Origin of the sequence: Psychrobacter sp. AOP7-A1-24, assembly GCF_052376235.1 — a bacterium.
Classification (GTDB): domain Bacteria; phylum Pseudomonadota; class Gammaproteobacteria; order Pseudomonadales; family Moraxellaceae; genus Psychrobacter.
In genome coordinates this window covers 1-16,876 of sequence record NZ_JBQSVM010000017.1, presented here as the reverse complement: position 1 = coordinate 16,876, position 16,876 = coordinate 1, and the positions used below count along the sequence as shown (strand labels likewise).

Genomic DNA, 16,876 nt, shown 5'->3' with positions numbered 1-16,876 from the left:
GCACTTATGTGCTTTGGAGTCTTGGTTGATGACCTTATCACCACTTAAACGTCGCTTAGTTTATGTGACAGCTTTTGAAATCATCGCGATTATCTTATCTACTCTAATATTGATGAAACTCAGTCATAGCGACGCATCAGAGTCCCTACCTGTGGCTGTATTGATGTCGGTGGCAGCCGTCGTTTGGAACTTTATATATAATACTGCTTTCGAAGCGTGGGAACGTCGCAGGCGTATTGTACGTCGTACGTTATGGATACGCAGTGCTCATGCTCTCGGCTTTGAAGGCGGGCTAGTATTGATCTGCTTGCCACTGTATATGATTTGGTACGATGTTGGTCTAGTAAAAGCCTTTATGATGGAAGTCGCGCTATTGCTGTTTTTCTTAATTTATACTTTTACGTTTACTCTGATTTTTGACAAGGTGTTCACTTTGCCTAATCATTCCAAACCTGCGACCGCTTCTTAATTAAAGATATTGACTAAAAAAGGGCTACCATATTGGCAGCCCTTTTCTTACGGTATCACTATAGATTGTCTAATCAAAACAAGTTCAGCTGTCCGATTGAGTAGTTTACTGACGTGTTATTTACCTTGATAGACAGGCTTACGCTTTTCGATAAAGGCGCTAACCCCTTCGATAAAGTCATCAGTTTTTGCCATCGTGGTCTGTTGTTCAACTTCCATATTTAACGCATCGCTCAAACCAGCAAAAGCATGTACATTGAAACTCTCTTTCATAGATGCCAAGGCTTTACCTGGTAGCTGGCTCAATCGTAGCGCCAATGCTTGTACGGTGGCTTCTAGCTCGTTAATACTTACCACGTTGTTCACTAGATTTAAACGCGCCATATCTTCTGCTTTGAGTTTATCACCCAGCATCACAAGTTCAGTAGCTTTTGCTGCACCGACCAATTGGTTTAATAAGTAAATTCCACCCGCATCTGGAACTAGGCCGATATTAACAAACGCTTGTACGAACTTTGCATTGTCTGCGGCAATACGAAAGTCACAAGTAAGGGCTAAGTTCATGCCCGCACCAGCCACAGCGCCTTCTAGTTTGGCAATAATCGGTTTATGGATATGACGTAGTTTTAAGCTGACTTCGCCTGCACCTTCTACCATACCTTTTAATTTATTTGAGATAACATCTTTATCTAATCCTTCAGACAACATCTCTTTGATATCACCACCGCTTGAGAAGTTACCACCGGCTCCTTGCAAAACAATCACCCGTACTTGATCATCTGTAGCTGCTTTATCCAGCGCTGTTAGTACGTTGTTTTTTAGGGGTGTGCCAAAAGCGTTTAAGCTTTTTGGATCATTAAAAGTAATGGTAGCAATATGACCTTCAACTTGATAATCGACGAGAGACTGTGACATTCGATATTTCCTTATTTTAAATGACGGTTTTAATATTTTGTATCAATGATAATAGTATGAAATAAAGATAAAATGATTCAATGCTGATTACTATAGCAGCTTGTTAAAATTATAAAAGCGTGTTTTGTGGGCGCTTAAGACACATCTACAGGCTGGTAAACTTTACTATTCTATCGTAAAAACTGATGCTGTCTAATGGGACAAAACGACTGGCTCGTAAAAAGGCTATGACCTAAAGGGCCAATAGATTATGCTAATATGCCAGGTTGAGCATCAAAGAGTCGTAAAAGACACAAGGGTACGCTCGAATTTTTCATTGATCAAACAAGGATGTGGTTATGCCAACTATTACTGTAAATAACGCTGATATCTATTACGAGGACAGTGCACCGAACGACACACAAAAGCCCGTTATCGTATTTGCCCATGGTCTACTGTGGAGCTCACAGATGTACGACAAGCAAGTAGAGCATTTTCATGCAGACTATCGTTGTATTGCTTTTGATTTTCGCGGGCAAGGTCAGTCGCAGATTACCAAGTCTGGCTATGATATGGAGACGCTGACTGAGGATACGATCGGCTTACTTGCAGCGCTTGGTATTGATAAATGTCACTTTGTTGGGCTATCTATGGGTGGGTTCGTGGCTCAGCGTATCGCGCTCAAGCGCCCTGAGTTGTTATTGTCATTAACGCTGCTAGAAACCTCTGCTGATCCTGAAGATCCAAATAACGTGCCACAGTACCGTAAACTGGTCAAAGCCATTCGTTGGTTAGGTATGAAGCGTGTAAGTAATAAAGTGATGCCAATCATGTTTGGCAGTACGTTTTTGGCAGACAAGCTGCGCAAATCTGACCGTAAGCAGTGGCTGACAATGCTACAAAGTAATCGCAAGGGCGGCGTGGTTAAAGCAACAATGGGCGTTATTGAGCGTACAGGTACTTATGAGCAATTAGGTGATATTACAACGCCGACATTGATCGTGGTTGGTGATGAAGATGCCGCCACGCCCTATGCCAAATCTGAACGCATGCATTTTGCTATCGCTGGATCCAAGCTCGCTATTATCAAAGGTGCGGGTCATACATCGACAGTAGAAGAGCCTGATCAAGTGAATCAAGTACTACGTCAGTTTTTAGAAAGTTGTGCTTAATATAGGTATCGCTCGAGCGCTTTAAAGCTCATATCTATAAAAACTCCTAAGCAAATATCTATATAAAAAAGCCGCTACCTGTTATTTGATAGCGGCTTTTTGCATGGTGCAAGTTGTTAGACGATAGACAGCTTTCTGTATCAACAATGATAGTTACATTCGTGAGCTGTACTGGCTATGCCCGTCATTAATAGTTCCAAAAGCTTCTGCACGATTGACAATTTCAGTTGCCCAAGCGCGGTGTGTTGCAGGTTCTAACATCGTATTATTGTATTTAAACACCGCCTTGGCCTCAGAGTGAAGGATCGCTTGCGCTTCATCAAGTGTACTCAACGGCACACAGTAAGCCTGTTGTACTAGGGCGATTTGGCTTGGGTGAATGACAGTTTTGCCCACCATACCTAAGCTGACATCTCGGTTCAATTCCTGCATAAACAGTGTCGGCTGATCCAAGTATTCAAATACTGGCGCGGTAAGGTAAAAACCATGCGGCACAAAACAGCCCAGCATTTGATATGCTAACGTGCCGATAGGTGAATCATAAACAATGCTGTTTTTCGGGCGACGTAAGCGCAATGCTGCAAATAAGTCATTACCACCGATACGCAATGCAAAAACTGGCTGGCTAAATGCTTCTTTAAAAGCGATGGCAAGCTCCTGATTATGATGCGGATTAAACAGTGCTGCAGTTTCAAGCGTCGGCATAAGTAACTGATCTACTTTTAGGTTCTGACAAGCCATACGCCAGTTAGAGAGGCTATACATATCAACTTTTGGCATAACAAAACCATCGATTAAATCGATATGAGTATAATCAGCCAATTGCTGTAGCATCATTGGGCTACGTGGACGTATAAAGACTAGTGGACGGGTAGGGTGCTGAGCATGAACCTTTGCTGATTTAGATGGCGCATTGATGCTATTCACATGCTCTGCCCATGTCTCGAGCAGGGTTCGCAAACGCTCAAGCGCCAACTCGACGTCCTGCTGACTGACTGCATCCTCTAAACAAATAATAATACTATTAATCGTTGGTAACTTGTCACGCTTGATTACTTGCCAGATATCTTGCCGAGTTGCAGGCATGTATAGGCTTGCCCCTAGCTGGTATGGGTGGTGCGTACACGGTTTGATCATCGCATGACGCTCAGTAATCAGATGTGCGTAAGATTGGGTATCACTGTAAAAGTCCGACTTGCGGTTTTGAATATCTGACATAGTTGGCATCATAAGTAGAGGGTAGTAAGAGAATAAAAAAGAAAGTATTTAATATTGCTAAGCATACTAATTATCTTTGGAGCGTTGTTTGATAAGAGTGATGGCTTGATAAGGCAGTATTTTATCACCTAATACACTGATAGTAATGTTTCGTTGTGCACATAAATGGCGTAGCAGTACGGTATCAGGATGCTCAGCCGTGGCGAGTAATATACGTTCGGGATCACGGCGCAATATGGCACGTGTTGCCTCGGCAATAGTCGGCTTAATACGGTTACGATTACTGATATCATAGTCTACTGCCAGTGCCTCTATTAACGCAGCAGTCTGGTAGCGTGGCTGCTGATAGGTCGGTAAACATACTGGATTTATAGCCAATGAGCGTCTTGCTGTATCAATATGGTCGATGAACGCCAAGCTGTGGTCTACTTCAATTAAGTCATCATAGAAAACACTACGATGCAGGCCTGATAACGGCTCTGTATATAAGCTCCGCGAAATCAACCCCGATACGGTGCTATTTAACAAACCCGACGGGATTAGCCAGTCTTCTTCACTTGCTGCCAACCAAGCAACGCCAGCAGGATCTGCAAGAGTAAGTAACGGAATGACGTCAGCGCCTTGATGGAAGATGTTGGCAAAATTAACATGAGTAGAATCGCTAAACGTTTCTAGACTACGAGCTAATTCTTGATAAATAGCGCCTTTACCTGTCCAACCATCAACGAATACAATCGGACTGTTTGGATAGGCTTCCAATAGCATTTGCAGGGCCACAGGATCAAGACCACGGTCTCGAATGATACTGATGCCATAATGTATACTTGGCAGGTGATAGCTACTATCTGTATCTGACAGTGCACGTTGTAATAATACGCCGATTGGTAGACCAGCTCGTACCAAACTGACCAAAACCAGTGGATGCTCATCACTCACGTTTTGCTGAAAAACATGATGTAGCGTATGAGATAAATGAGCGATATCGGTCGCGGTTCTTGTTGACCCTTGTTCTAATGCTTGTATGTATAGCTGCTCATGCATTGCAGTAGGTGCTTGCTCTAAAGTCAGCATGTCAGAGTAATGGCGTTGCCCGCTTTGGATAAGCGCTTCTTTTTGACTGACCGGCACATCAGCCACCGCATCTTTATCCACCATATCGAGTAGGACAGTCACGTCGTTTGCAAGATAGCTGCCTGAGCCATAGTTTTTTAAATTGGCTCTTTTTGTCTGCATATTAGGTAAAGTCATAGTATAAATAATAGCACTCGTGATAATAACAGTTGATTTGCGTGGCTGCGGTTTAAACTGCTGGTTTAGCCGGACGGTTTAAGCTAGTACTGATTATGTAATTGGCCATGGTTAGGCATGCCGTACCAGTCCAATAACTGTAAGAAAGGTAGATCAGCTAAACTATCACCAAAACCAAAACTCGGACGCTGATGGTCTAAATGATGCTCTAATAGAAATTCCACGGCATGGCGTTTATGTACCGCATGAGGCAATATCGCTAGGTTATTGGCATTCACATGTACATAGAAGTCTTGATCAAAATCACGTATCAAATTTGGTAGTTTCTCAGCCAAATCTATGAGCGCTTGATGGTCTTTTTGCGCATGTTTAATAGCCAGATAAATCGTCAACTCGTCATCAACAGTACCATTGTCGAAGCTATCAATATGCGGTGTGAATACCAGATGACTTTGAACGTTTTTACTATGATTAGCAAATAGCTGGCTGAGTTGATTCAATTTATTCTGCAATGGCGCAAGCTTATTATACATATACTGCTGCCAACTGCTCAGAAGATCTCCGTCAGGCGTTAAAATAATCGCCCCATGGGTCAATACTTGCCAGCTATCAAAAGGCAATTTGACACGTTTGATCTCACTACGATCTCGTGCTGTTACTACGATTAATTCAGTACTAGCAAGTAACCAGTTAAAAAAGGTTACTTGGCGCTGGCTCATAAAGCTTAGCGGCTCGTTTTGCTTATTGACCGTCGCACATGCCAAGCTTTCAGGTTCAGTAGTGGGCAAGTCCCAAGCGTCAATTTTACGCTGGGTTTGAAATAATGTGTCGTCCAAATCCATCAAAGCATAAGGCTTTATAATATCTGGGCTGGCTGTGAAAAATGGGGTAGTCATGACATTGTCCATAAATAATAGGTTTGAAAGTGATAGAGCAGTTTAATGACTAGGACTCACCACCAGCACGTTATCCAAACCTCGCCACATAGCATCCACACTATCAGCTGATGTCTCCACGCACAATACAATCAAATCCCAATTGCTAGGCTCAACGTTGTAAACAAAATTGGTCATACCAAGTCCGTAGTTATCGCTAAAGCTCAGCATCGTGGTTATTGCGCCACCAAGGGCAATTGGTGAACGGGTTAACGCACTAAAGTTAACGATAGGATTCATGTCAGAGTTGAGCTTTTTGGACTCTATCTCAATCCATTCTGCCAACAAAAAAGGCAACCAAACAAATTCATTGCTACCCAATACTAAGATTTTTTTTGGTAGCTGAGTAGCATCGAAATTTTCTCGGCTATTGAAGTGCGTAAAAGCAGTTTGGAAGTTCGAAAGATAGTTGCGAAACCCCTCCGTACTATCTAGTGTTGGAAGTCTGCCCCAATTACCAGTATGACCAAGCGCTTGACTGCCAGCAGCAGTGGTATCAACCGATGGCATGGTAATAGGTTCAGGATTGGGTGCATCTGTCCATTGCCATGCGCCAGACAGCAAATGATGGCGATGAAACTCAATACCAGCGAGACGATCCGCCATACGTGCAGGCTTAGCATTCGACTGTGAATTGGGTTTTTCTTGATCTAATGACCAGTCGACCAATGTTGTTAGGTGCACTTGCTCTAACTGGGTCAGTCCTGCGTTACGCAGCGCAGTGACGACATTAACGCAGGTATTACCCGTTGATGCTTCATCATCGACCATGATCAGCGTTTTACTGGCCAGTAGCTGCGATTGAGTAACGCTATCTTTGCTTTGGTAAATCAAATGCTGGCTAGCATGACTATGGTCTTCACAAAATGTCGTTAGCAAGGAGTCGGTACCGTTCGGATCACTACTTTCGCCGTGCTGTGCATGACGAGTAGAGTTCAATAGTAGCGCTTGAGGATAGCGCGTTTGTAGCGCTTGATGAACACCAGCAGATAGACCCACAGCAGTCTCTGCCATACCAATGACTAGAATAGGTTGAGGTAAATCGCTAGGTACTAAGTTTGCCAAGTCGGTGAAAGCACTACGCATGATATTAGGCACTACTGGAATATGTCGACCTAGCACTTTTGATACAAATAAAAACGCACGTTTTGGATTAATACGTTGGGCAAATCCGAGTAAATCTTCTAATTGATAACTGTCGCGTTTTTCAGCGCCATTTTTATTGATAGCTGAGTTAGTTTGATAAGTCAGATCTAGCGTACCACGGGGTAGGGTGATGGTCGTACTGTGTTGCTCATTTAACATTTATTTTCCTTGGCACTTTTATTTATATGTCGTTGTAGATTTTTAACCCTGACAGCCAACTAGCCATAAGGCACTGCGACTTTGCTTACTTAACTGAGGTGTTGTGAGAGGCGTAGCGCTTGTTAAATCAGTCGTGTTCTTTAAACTGATGCCAGCGCTCGCCAGTAGGGCAGATAATAACTGAAATTTCACCGCATAGTTCATGTTTTGTGCATGCTCATGAACTAGGCTTGATGTGACCATGCCGACCACCTCTCCAGTCGGTAGTAATAAAGGACTACCACTAGAACCGGGCTGAATAGGCGCAGTGAATTGTATATGACGGATATCGTTATTGAATCCTGTCAATCCTGAGATGCAGCCTTGGGTAACTTGTAGTTGGCTACTCAGTCCTGATAACGGAAACCCCAGTGTGGTAATGGTCTCACTCAATATATCAACACATTGCTGCGCCAATGGGAGGTAGCTAGGCAAAGGATCGCTAACTCTAATAATCGCTGAATCGCTCCCGATATCGTTGAGCACGACTTGTGCCTCGCGATCAGGCTGACCTTGCTGACGTATGCCAACCATCGCTGCTGACTCAATTACATGATAGCAGGTGAGCAAATGATGTTCCCGTCCAAGTCTCACCTACTTGTATTTGACGAGGAGGGCGAGCGTCATTATTTGGCTGAATATGCTGCTGCTGTGGAGCTTCTTGAATAAGTGCATGTGTACTAGGTGGACGAACATCTAAGCTAACCTGTACGTGATGCTCAAGGCTTGCTAAACCTTGCGTTGATGCCTCACCAAGCGCCCGACACTTAAATTGTCCATTACGCTGATATATCTCTAATATAATCGCTGCTTTGACATGCCGCTCGTTTGTTGTGAAGTTATAGTAAATATCACCGTTGTTAAGCGTAAGACCTACGTCGTTTAACTCTACCGCTGGCAAGTTTAGGCTTGGATCATGATAAACATAAGCAATCAGCTGCAAGAAATTAACGTCTTGCTGATCAAATAACTGGGGCAAATCTAACTGCCATACGCTTGAATTATCTTTATTATCAAGCTGTGCCCATTCTTTGGGCTCATGCAGATAAGCAGGACTGCAAGCTGCTTTGCGACTAGCATCTAATGGTAACCATAATAGCCCAAGTTGCTGGCCAAATTTAAGCGTATTACCAGTAGAAAATGCGATCGAACATTTTGTATTTGTGATAACAGTATTAGCACCTAGTATTAACTCAACTTGCTTCGACATTAAATTTCCTTGGCTTCTTCTAGCGCTTATGGTTATCTTTATTATTTAATGAGCTCATTATTATGACTAAAACCTGACTGCATAAAGGGTTTTAATTTTACTTTAAACTTATTTTTGCAAAAAGAAAAATTTAACACAATGCTTAATAAATAATTAAGAATAATTATACAATCAAGATTTAAGTAGTTTGGAAATATCTTTCAGTTGTTTATTAATTTTAATAAATAACTATATGACTCAATAGTCTAGCCATTTGTCGGCTGATGTAGCCATTTATCGGACGAAGTAATATATTGTATTGCCACAAAACAAAATTCCAGTAATAATACAATCAAAATCTATTGCTGTTTAGTAACTTTATCGTGAGCAAGTGTTATCTGAAAAGTTTGAAAACAGTATTTGGTTCAAACTTGTTTATTTCAATTTTATTTTCGAGATTATTGCTATTTTCTAATTGATAAGCTCTTAATAATTAGCGCGCTTGTCTGCCTGATAATTATAAAATTAACGTTTTGTCTACTGTCTCTATTCCATCTCTTATAATACAAAAGATATATAAAAATTGTTGTGTGGTTGAAGTCTGCATATGTTTTATATTGTGAGAAAGCCAGTCGGGCGAACTTTTGAAACGTTATTTATATTTATTAATTGGTTATCTAGATAGCTTGATATAAAAAAGTGTAGCAGTATTTTAAGAAAAGGAGTGCTCTGTGAAATTCTCTTGTGCATTAGAAACGTCTTCTGAACGTATTCGTTTGGTCAATGTTATTTCGCCGCTCATCAAAGCGGGTTATCAGCTGGTTTCTCAAAGACAAGAAGCTTCAGAGAATGGTGGTAATATCATTCATGTGATCGCAAGAAGTTTGGGGTCTAAGACACAGGAAGATTTAATCGATGACTTGTCTTCGATTGAGGGATGTACACTCTTTAATTTAGAAATAGATGAAGAAGGGGGTTCATCAGCCGCGCCTGCAAAAAAAGTCTTAGATGAAAAAAGTGTCTTATCAGCTATTGGTGCCTACTATCCTAAGATAGCAGATATTGTCAGTCAGTATGAGGATAGTTTGCCTATTGAGCGACGTGTAACTGCATTACAGGAGTTAGGTCGTAAGGTTGGCGGCGGTATTTACCAACGCGATTATTCACTTGGTAGCCCGCTTAAGATGCCTACTACTATCACTCGTGAGCTTGTGCCAGCTTTAAAAAAACTGTCTAAAGTTAAGGCAAAGAACAATGTTATATATTTAATAAAATGTTCATTTTGTAAGTCAGCAGACCATACTCATTCAGGTTGTCATTTCATCGTAGGTTATATAGAGGGCTTTTTGGCAAGTAATCCTGCTATAGATGTGATTCAAGTTGAAGAAACTAATTGCGGTGCAGGCAGTACCAATATATGTGAATTTACCATTGGGTAGAAAAAATAATACATAGATAGTTTTATATCTATGCGAAACAAAAACAATGAGCGAATGACACACTGTGTTGCGATAAAAGTAAGGTTATTTGGCTCAACTCTTATGATAGATAAAAGGCAAAAAAATGATGGAAGTTGAATATAACTTACTCTTGGTGTTGGTCTCATACGCCATTGCAGTGTTTGGTTCTTATGTTGGCTTAAACCTTGCCATCCGAGTCCCTTCCGCTAAGCCAGGTACAGATTTATATTTTTGGGTGGCGCTATCTTCGATTGCCATTGGTGGTGCGATTTGGTCTATGCACTATATCGGTATGATGGCAGTGGATATGAAAATGCCTGTGACGTATGACCTGGGTCTAACAATTGTCTCAATGCTGCTCGCGGTCTGTTTCGTTGCTGTTGGTATCATTATCGTAGGCCGTGGTGAATCAAGCGTTGCCAAGTTGATTGGTGGCGGTGTCCTTACTGGACTTGGTATTGCAGCTATGCACTACACAGGTATGGCCTCTATGCAAATGGACGCTACCATGACATACAATATCCCGTTACTTATTTTATCAATTGTAATTGCTATTGCAGCTGCTATCGCTGCGTTATGGTTGGCATTTAATCTACGTGGTACATCACAGCGCTTTGGTAGCGCCTTCATTATGGGGCTTGCAGTATGTGGTATGCATTATACTGGTATAGCCGCGATGGAAATGACAATGACTGATCATGTGATGCCCATGGACTATACGCATGCAGGTGCCATTTCTTCATCGATTATAATTTTCATTGGTTCAGCAGTTGTATTGAGTTTACTATGGGTCATTGCTTCCAAAAATGCGCCTAAGCAAGCAACTCTAGTGTTTGGTGAATAGTTCAAAGCACTCATTTTTAATAATGCTTAAAAGTGAAGATAATAAAAAAGGTTTTTAGATTCATATCTAAAAACCTTTTTTATGCCTGTTGAAATCATTTGCCAACTAAATATATGCTTAGTTAATCATTTACTCAGCATCTTTTTCGATTTTGACACTCATCATAACAGAGCGTATTTGACATGGTTCAATACGCTGAACATTCTCCTCCAAGTTAGGTCTCTCTGACAATCCCAACCAATAAGAAAATCCAACTTGTGTCAGGTCAATTCCACTATGAGAGGTATAACCAATACCACCTGATGGGCGGCTATTAATCTCAAGAACACGGTGCTGACCGCTACTGTCCGCTTTGGTTTGTACACTGACGATGCCATCACAGCCAAAAGCTCTAATCAATGGGATTACGACATCCATGACAGACTGCTCGTAACCAATGTGTTGTATCTTTCCTGTTTTATGACGAGTGACAGCAGCTAGAACTTCACCATATTCACAGACGACATCAATAGAGTATTCTTGCCCTGATAAGTAAGGCATTAAGAGCATTGGAATAGGGCGCTCACGTACCATTTGGCTGTTGGTATAGGCGTTAACAAATTGTGCAGTGTTGATTTTTTTCCCTTCAGTGAAGTATAAGTGTTCAAAGCTATCATACGCAGTGCTATCTGCTTTACCCGTATCTAATCGCCAAAACCCTTGTGCAAAAATACCGACAACAGGTTTAACGCATAGAGGTTGGTCACCATGCTCAGCTAGTAAGGCCTCAAGCTCTACGGCATTGTCAAAACGCCATGCGTCTGCCACTGGGATATTGTGAGTATGACAATGCTGCATAAAAGCAAATTTATCATCGATTGACTCTAGTGCCGCCACGCTGGTTGCTCCCGTTAATAAGCGAATACCAGCAGCGTCGAATTTCTCACGATGTGCTTCATAATCAATACCATTGCGCCCAGTCAGTAGTACTTTTACATTGTGCTTTTGCGCGTGTTCCAATACGAACTGCCAGCGCGGTATGGCAGGTTCGCTAGTCGTGTGAGTCTCAGTATCTACGGTTGAGTTAGATGGCTCGCGATAAACCATATCGGCGAATTCAAAAATCTCGGGTCTGTCATGACGGTGTGAAGCAATAACTTGGAAAGGGGTGGTTGATTTGCTCTTTAGAGCTTGTAAGCTCTCCAACATATCACGCTGGCTAGATTGACCTTCAGCTAACCAGGCTGCTACTGGTGTTGAGGGATTACTATTGTCAGCAAGGTTATCCATAATTTTCTCAGCATTATCATCAGGTGTAGGGAATGGGCAGTTTAATGTTGCTCTCGCAATCTAGTAGTAATATTAGAAAAGGTGTACGGTTCAATAGAACGTATTATATACGAATGATAGGCGTTATAAATGTCTCTGATGGAATAGGCGTAGAGACTTGTAAGAATGACTTTCTCGCTTATATCACAATTGTCTGGTTAAAAAATATTCATAATATCCATGCTACTATATGATGATAGTCAGCATGAAAATGACCACAGCATGATAAATAATCTAAAGGACGTATGATGAGTCAAAACCAACCTCAGAAATTGATTGCAGGTGCCAATGCGCCATTACCAACTGACAATATTAGTATTCGTATTTTAAGCCAAAACGCCATTGATTGTGCTGCTTATCGTCTGACTACTGACGGCAAAGTACGCGGTGATGGTGATATGGTATTTTATGGTCAGACACGTAGTGATGATGGTAGCGTTAGCTTCCGTGGACATGACAGTGATGGATTTTTTGATGTTAACTTGTCTGCACAGCCTGCAAGTATTGAAAAAATAGCACTTGCGTTTTCTAGTGCGCAAACGCTTGCACAAGTGGGTGATGTCGATATTCAAGTGCTGCAAGGCAGTCAGGTGCTGATGACTTGTCAGCTGAATAGTACTGGACGTAATGAAAAGGCGATTATATTGGCTGAATGTTACCGCAGACAAGGGAGCTGGAAATTTAGATTTATTGCGCAAGGGTTCAATGGTGGGTTGAAGCCACTATCTGAACACTTCGGCGTTGAGATTGCTGATGAAACACCACCTCAGAACCAGTCTCAACCTATCAACACCCAGCGACCAATTGATACGCAAAAAGCGCGTAGTGCACCTCAGACAAGTACGCCGCCACCAATTCCAGCCAGTCCTTCGATTAACTTAAGTAAAATAACTTTAACTAAAAATCAATCTAGCATCAATCTGAAAAAACGTGATGACTTTGGCAAAATATCCGTCAACCTAAACTGGAACCAACGCCCAGAAACTAATCAGCAAGCGCCCAAAAAGGGCTTACTAGGAGATCTGTTTAAGCAGCATCAATCAAGTGGTATCGATCTAGATGTCGGCGCCATGATTCATCTAAAAAATGGTGAAAAAACCCTTATTCAAGCATTGGGCAATCGCTTTGGCAGTTTGCAATCAGCACCTTACGTCTGCTTACGTGCGGATGATAGAACGGGGCAGGTGAGCGGCGGTGAATGGCTGGATATTAATGGTCAACAATGGTCGCAGATTGAAGAGGTGTTTATCTTTGCATTTATTTACGAAGGCGCACCCAACTGGGAAAAAACCGATGGGGTCGTGACTATTCATGTACCAGATCAATCACCGATTGAGACACGTTTGACTGAGGGTGCTGGTAATCTACCGATGTGTGCCATTGCGCGTTTGGTTAATCAGCAAGGTAGTATCAACGTTGAGCGTATCAACCAATACTTTAAAGGTCACCAAGAAATGGACAAGGCGTTTAATTGGGGCTTTAGCTGGAAGCGTGGACGTAAGTAAGCGCTTCAGCTTTATGTGACATACCGATTATGATTGTCGTCTAGTGAGAAATGTGATGGTCATAATCAGCTTAATTCTTACGTGTCAAAAGGTTTATATCCACTATAGAAATGAGAGAGTTTGATGTGGGAAATACTGATACAAATGCTATTAAGAATGACCCTTATTATCACTATTGCTTTTTTAATAACTAGATTATCTATCTTTAGAAAAATGATTTACCACCGAGTTGGAATATTTGACTTATTTTTCTTAACAGTAATATTTGGTATGTTTGGAGTAATCGGTAATTATACAGCTCTTGTTGTAGAACCAGGAAATCATACCATTATATCTGACTTATGGAACCCTACTCTTCAATCAAACAATGCAGTAGTGGACACACGAAATATTGGCATCATCATCGGTGGGTTTTTTGCAGGTCCAATAGTTGGGGTAGGAGCATCTCTACTTGCAGGAGCCCATCGCTTATTAATGGGCGGCTTTATCAGTAGCGCTACTTTTTGGGTAACCATTTTAGGCGGTTGCCTTGCAGGATGGTTTGGTTATAAGTGGCGCGGAGTAGGTTTAATCAAGCCCAAATATATGTTTTTTATTAGTATTGGTATTTTAACCATTCAAATTTTAGTCATTCCAGTCTTAACTGCCGATCATACGACTGCTCTTACATTAATTAGTTTTACAGGTCCCCCAATTATTATTATAAATAGTATTGGCATATGGATTTGTGCGATGATTTTTTATAATGCCATACAAGAAGAAGAACGAACGAGAGCAAATCAAACGGTCAAAACATTCTCAATTGCTGACCAAACCTTTTCTTTATTTCGATCAGGTTTGAATGAAGACTCGGCTAAAAAAAGCACAGAAATTATTAAGAAATTAACTGCTGTAGAGCATGTAGCGATTACTAGAGGGCTACGTGAACTGGCTTATACTGGAGAAGCAACCAATCAAAAGAGAAATGATAAAGAAGAACTGGTTTCGCGTAAGTCAGTTTTAGCAACGGGAAAATCCGTATTAAATGAATCAAAGTCAAAATGGCTATTTTCCAATAAACCTAGTAGTAGAGCTTCTGTGGTAGTGCCATTTTGCGTAAAAAATAAGGTAATTGGTACTCTTAGTTTTTATTATAAAAGCTCAGCACACATTACTTCCGTCGAAAAAGAGTTGATCGAAGGGTTAGGGAAACTATTCTCAAATCAGTTAGAGCTGGGTGAGATTGAGCGTCATAAACAGCTACTACAGAATGCAAAAATAGAATCACTGCAATCGCAACTACAGCCCCATTTTCTATTCAATGCTCTTAATACTATCGTCGCTTTATGTAGAATTGATCCGATGCTGGCGCGAGATTTATTAGTGCATTTGTCAACTTATCTACGAAATAATTTGACAGGTATTGGCGATTTTTTGGTTCCTGTTCGTAAGGAAATGGATAATGTACAGGCATATTTGGCTATTGAGCAAGCTCGCTTTCCAGACAAGGTGACGATGCGTATAGAGATAGATTCCGATTTAATGGATTATCTTATTCCTCCATTTATTATTCAACCCTTAGTTGAAAACGCGATAAAGCACGGTGGATTTAAAAGAATACAAGCAAAAGGTGTGGTTTGTATTGAAATTAAAAAAGTGTCAGAGATCTTAATTTCAATCAAAGTTTCTGACAATGGCGTTGGTATTGAATCAAACCGAATAGTGGATCTGGGTGAGCGTGTTGTAACCTCGTCTAGAGATGGGAGTGGTACTGCACTTTTTAATATAAAAGAACGACTGACGGCGTTGTATAGTCAAGAGGTCCGCTTTAATGTAGATAGTGAGATTGGTATAGGAACTAGTGTTTCAATTATATTACCAGCTAAAAACTAGGGAAGAGTGCGGATGAATGTGTATGTTATTGAAGATGAGATATTAGCTAGGCAAGAGCTGATTTATCTTTTACATGATACAGGAAAGGTAAAAGTGATCGGTGAGGCAGAAGACATGCATCAGGCATTATGGGATATTAATGAGAAACAACCTGACGCTGTGTTTTTGGATATAGAGCTTGAAAATGGTAACGGCCTTGATCTTGCAAAGCAGTTCAATAATATGAAAAAACGTCCTATGGTTGTATTCGTAACTGCTTATGGTGAGTACGCATTAGACGCCTTTGAGCTTGATGCTATAGATTATATTGTTAAGCCCGTTGATAAAGTCAGGCTACAAAAAACGGTGGACAAGTTAGTAGAATTGAATAGTAAGTCTCATTTAGAAAATAATGTTGAGCTTGTATATTCAGTAAATAAAGAGAAAAAACATAGTATTACGGTAAGAGAAACTGATCGAATTATTGTCATCGATACGAAAGATATTTTATATATTGGTACTGAAAATCGTCAAGTTTATATTCAAACCCTAGAAAAAAAATACCTAACAAACACCTTGCTTTATAAAGTGAAGGAAAAACTTGGAAATAATTTTATCCAAGTGCATAGAGGCTATATCGTTAATATCAAACAAATAGCAGTTTTAGAGCCTTGGTTCAATCGAACTTATTTAATTGTACTAAAAAATGGCTCTAAAATTTCGGTAAGTCGCTCATACGTTAAAGCAATTAAAAAAGCGCTTGGATTGTAATATGAATAACAGGAATAAATGTTCTCTATCCCTGTTACTTGAGAATCATATAATTTAACTATTCATCATGACCAACCAATAATCTGAGCGATAACTAGTGCGCCAATGGCAATCATGGCCCAAACTGCAAAAATAGGTAAGAAAAAGCGTAACCATTTTTGATAAGGAACACCAGCGATAACTAATGCTGCCATAAAATACCCACTAGTTGGGAAAAGGACATGAGTAAAGCCATCACCAAGTTGATAGGCTAGAACAGCCGTCTGTCTGGTCACTCCAACGATATCAGCGAGAGGTGCCATAATTGGCATTGTAACAAGAGCTTGTCCACTGCCAGAAGAGATTACGAAATTAATTGCTGTTTGGACAAAGTACATGCCGACAGCTGCTAACTCAGGAGGTAAGTCTCCAACTAATACTCCTAAAGAATATACAAGTGTGTCCATGACATTGCCATCTTCTAAGACTACAGCGACTGCGCGAGCCAAGCCAACAATGAATGCTCCCATCAATACATCTTTAAAGCCTTGGTTGAACCCAGCGCATATTTCGCTAAGCTTAAGACCAGCAATCGTTCCAACCACAATGCCCATAATAATAAATAGTCCAGACATCTCTATCATGAACCAACCTTGCTTAAGTACGCCGTATACTAGTACTGCAGATAGA

Annotated in this window: 16 protein-coding genes; 7 read left to right on the top strand and 9 right to left on the bottom strand. The window is 41.0% G+C overall.

Annotated features, from left to right (window positions below):
- Nucleotides 1-28: 28 nt before the first annotated feature.
- Entirely contained in the window at nucleotides 29-469 is a 441-nt protein-coding gene (locus tag ACT3QQ_RS07570; protein ID WP_444527522.1) for a PACE efflux transporter, read from the top strand.
- Between the two features lie 116 nt (nucleotides 470-585).
- On the opposite strand, the gene ACT3QQ_RS07565 is transcribed toward ACT3QQ_RS07570, so the two are convergent.
- On the bottom strand, nucleotides 586-1,383 hold the full coding sequence (locus ACT3QQ_RS07565) for an enoyl-CoA hydratase/isomerase family protein (RefSeq protein WP_444527521.1): 798 nt from the start codon (nucleotides 1,381-1,383) through the stop codon (nucleotides 586-588).
- Nucleotides 1,384-1,721: 338 nt separating this feature from the next.
- On the opposite strand from ACT3QQ_RS07565, the gene ACT3QQ_RS07560 reads away from it, so the two are divergent.
- On the top strand, nucleotides 1,722-2,534 hold the full coding sequence (locus ACT3QQ_RS07560) for an alpha/beta fold hydrolase (protein ID WP_444527520.1): 813 nt from the start codon (nucleotides 1,722-1,724) through the stop codon (nucleotides 2,532-2,534).
- Nucleotides 2,535-2,687: 153 nt separating this feature from the next.
- Here ACT3QQ_RS07560 and ACT3QQ_RS07555 read toward each other — a convergent pair whose 3' ends face one another.
- The 6 genes from ACT3QQ_RS07555 to ACT3QQ_RS07530 form a co-directional block, all read right to left on the bottom strand.
- Nucleotides 2,688-3,752: an HpcH/HpaI aldolase/citrate lyase family protein gene (locus tag ACT3QQ_RS07555; RefSeq protein ID WP_444521321.1), complete on the bottom strand. Its 1,065-nt coding sequence runs from the start codon at nucleotides 3,750-3,752 to the stop codon at nucleotides 2,688-2,690.
- A gap of 66 nt (nucleotides 3,753-3,818) precedes the next feature.
- Nucleotides 3,819-4,985, bottom strand: coding sequence for a cysteine protease StiP domain-containing protein (locus tag ACT3QQ_RS07550; protein ID WP_444527519.1), 1,167 nt, complete (start codon nucleotides 4,983-4,985; stop codon nucleotides 3,819-3,821).
- Between the two features lie 98 nt (nucleotides 4,986-5,083).
- Complete coding sequence (locus ACT3QQ_RS07545; protein ID WP_444527518.1) at nucleotides 5,084-5,896, bottom strand: HAD hydrolase family protein; 813 nt, start codon at nucleotides 5,894-5,896, stop codon at nucleotides 5,084-5,086.
- Nucleotides 5,897-5,938: 42 nt separating this feature from the next.
- Nucleotides 5,939-7,240 (bottom strand): phosphoribosyltransferase domain-containing protein, encoded by a 1,302-nt coding sequence (locus ACT3QQ_RS07540; RefSeq protein ID WP_444527517.1) that lies wholly within the window; start codon nucleotides 7,238-7,240, stop codon nucleotides 5,939-5,941.
- Between the two features lie 42 nt (nucleotides 7,241-7,282).
- Nucleotides 7,283-7,849 (bottom strand): S1 family peptidase, encoded by a 567-nt coding sequence (locus ACT3QQ_RS07535; protein ID WP_444527516.1) that lies wholly within the window; start codon nucleotides 7,847-7,849, stop codon nucleotides 7,283-7,285.
- Entirely contained in the window at nucleotides 7,824-8,489 is a 666-nt protein-coding gene (locus ACT3QQ_RS07530) for a hypothetical protein (RefSeq protein WP_444527515.1), read from the bottom strand. Before ACT3QQ_RS07530 ends, ACT3QQ_RS07535 begins: the two co-directional genes overlap by 26 nt.
- A gap of 710 nt (nucleotides 8,490-9,199) precedes the next feature.
- Here ACT3QQ_RS07530 and ACT3QQ_RS07525 point away from each other — a divergent pair.
- Together ACT3QQ_RS07525 and ACT3QQ_RS07520 are read left to right on the top strand one after the other, a co-directional pair.
- Nucleotides 9,200-9,907, top strand: coding sequence for a hypothetical protein (locus ACT3QQ_RS07525; protein ID WP_444527514.1), 708 nt, complete (start codon nucleotides 9,200-9,202; stop codon nucleotides 9,905-9,907).
- 124 nt (nucleotides 9,908-10,031) lie between these two features.
- Nucleotides 10,032-10,772 (top strand): MHYT domain-containing protein, encoded by a 741-nt coding sequence (locus ACT3QQ_RS07520; protein ID WP_444521327.1) that lies wholly within the window; start codon nucleotides 10,032-10,034, stop codon nucleotides 10,770-10,772.
- Between the two features lie 129 nt (nucleotides 10,773-10,901).
- Here ACT3QQ_RS07520 and ACT3QQ_RS07515 read toward each other — a convergent pair whose 3' ends face one another.
- Nucleotides 10,902-12,041 carry an ATP-grasp domain-containing protein gene (locus ACT3QQ_RS07515; protein ID WP_444527513.1) on the bottom strand — a complete coding sequence of 380 codons (1,140 nt, stop codon included), beginning with the start codon at nucleotides 12,039-12,041 and terminating at the stop codon, nucleotides 10,902-10,904.
- A 287-nt stretch (nucleotides 12,042-12,328) separates the two neighbouring features.
- Here ACT3QQ_RS07515 and ACT3QQ_RS07510 point away from each other — a divergent pair, with 287 nt between their 5' ends.
- The 3 genes from ACT3QQ_RS07510 to ACT3QQ_RS07500 all read left to right on the top strand — a co-directional run bounded on the left by ACT3QQ_RS07510 (nucleotide 12,329) and on the right by ACT3QQ_RS07500 (nucleotide 16,207).
- Nucleotides 12,329-13,585 (top strand): TerD family protein, encoded by a 1,257-nt coding sequence (locus tag ACT3QQ_RS07510; RefSeq protein ID WP_444527512.1) that lies wholly within the window; start codon nucleotides 12,329-12,331, stop codon nucleotides 13,583-13,585.
- Nucleotides 13,586-13,741: 156 nt separating this feature from the next.
- Nucleotides 13,742-15,457: a LytS/YhcK type 5TM receptor domain-containing protein gene (locus tag ACT3QQ_RS07505; RefSeq protein WP_444527511.1), complete on the top strand. Its 1,716-nt coding sequence runs from the start codon at nucleotides 13,742-13,744 to the stop codon at nucleotides 15,455-15,457.
- 12 nt (nucleotides 15,458-15,469) lie between these two features.
- A complete protein-coding gene (locus ACT3QQ_RS07500; RefSeq protein WP_444527510.1) occupies nucleotides 15,470-16,207 on the top strand; it encodes a LytR/AlgR family response regulator transcription factor in 738 nt (245 codons plus the stop codon).
- 65 nt (nucleotides 16,208-16,272) lie between these two features.
- Here ACT3QQ_RS07500 and ACT3QQ_RS07495 read toward each other — a convergent pair.
- The coding region (locus tag ACT3QQ_RS07495; protein WP_444527509.1) for a Na+/H+ antiporter NhaC family protein at nucleotides 16,273-16,876 on the bottom strand (604 nt) is incomplete at its 5' end.

Bases quoted from the DNA above. Each gene is read 5' to 3' on its own strand.
- ACT3QQ_RS07520 (WP_444521327.1), top strand. From the start codon at position 10,032: ATGATGGAAGTTGAATATAACTTACTCTTGGTGTTGGTCTCATACGCC.
- ACT3QQ_RS07565 (WP_444527521.1), bottom strand. From the start codon at position 1,383: ATGTCACAGTCTCTCGTCGATTATCAAGTTGAAGGTCATATTGCTACC.
- ACT3QQ_RS07530 (WP_444527515.1), bottom strand. From the start codon at position 8,489: ATGTCGAAGCAAGTTGAGTTAATACTAGGTGCTAATACTGTTATCACA.
- ACT3QQ_RS07515 (WP_444527513.1), bottom strand. From the start codon at position 12,041: ATGGATAACCTTGCTGACAATAGTAATCCCTCAACACCAGTAGCAGCC.
- ACT3QQ_RS07555 (WP_444521321.1), bottom strand. From the start codon at position 3,752: ATGTCAGATATTCAAAACCGCAAGTCGGACTTTTACAGTGATACCCAA.
- ACT3QQ_RS07560 (WP_444527520.1), top strand. From the start codon at position 1,722: ATGCCAACTATTACTGTAAATAACGCTGATATCTATTACGAGGACAGT.
- ACT3QQ_RS07540 (WP_444527517.1), bottom strand. From the start codon at position 7,240: ATGTTAAATGAGCAACACAGTACGACCATCACCCTACCCCGTGGTACG.
- ACT3QQ_RS07550 (WP_444527519.1), bottom strand. From the start codon at position 4,985: ATGCAGACAAAAAGAGCCAATTTAAAAAACTATGGCTCAGGCAGCTAT.
- ACT3QQ_RS07505 (WP_444527511.1), top strand. From the start codon at position 13,742: ATGACCCTTATTATCACTATTGCTTTTTTAATAACTAGATTATCTATC.
- ACT3QQ_RS07545 (WP_444527518.1), bottom strand. From the start codon at position 5,896: ATGACTACCCCATTTTTCACAGCCAGCCCAGATATTATAAAGCCTTAT.
- ACT3QQ_RS07510 (WP_444527512.1), top strand. From the start codon at position 12,329: ATGAGTCAAAACCAACCTCAGAAATTGATTGCAGGTGCCAATGCGCCA.
- ACT3QQ_RS07500 (WP_444527510.1), top strand. From the start codon at position 15,470: ATGAATGTGTATGTTATTGAAGATGAGATATTAGCTAGGCAAGAGCTG.
- ACT3QQ_RS07570 (WP_444527522.1), top strand. From the start codon at position 29: ATGACCTTATCACCACTTAAACGTCGCTTAGTTTATGTGACAGCTTTT.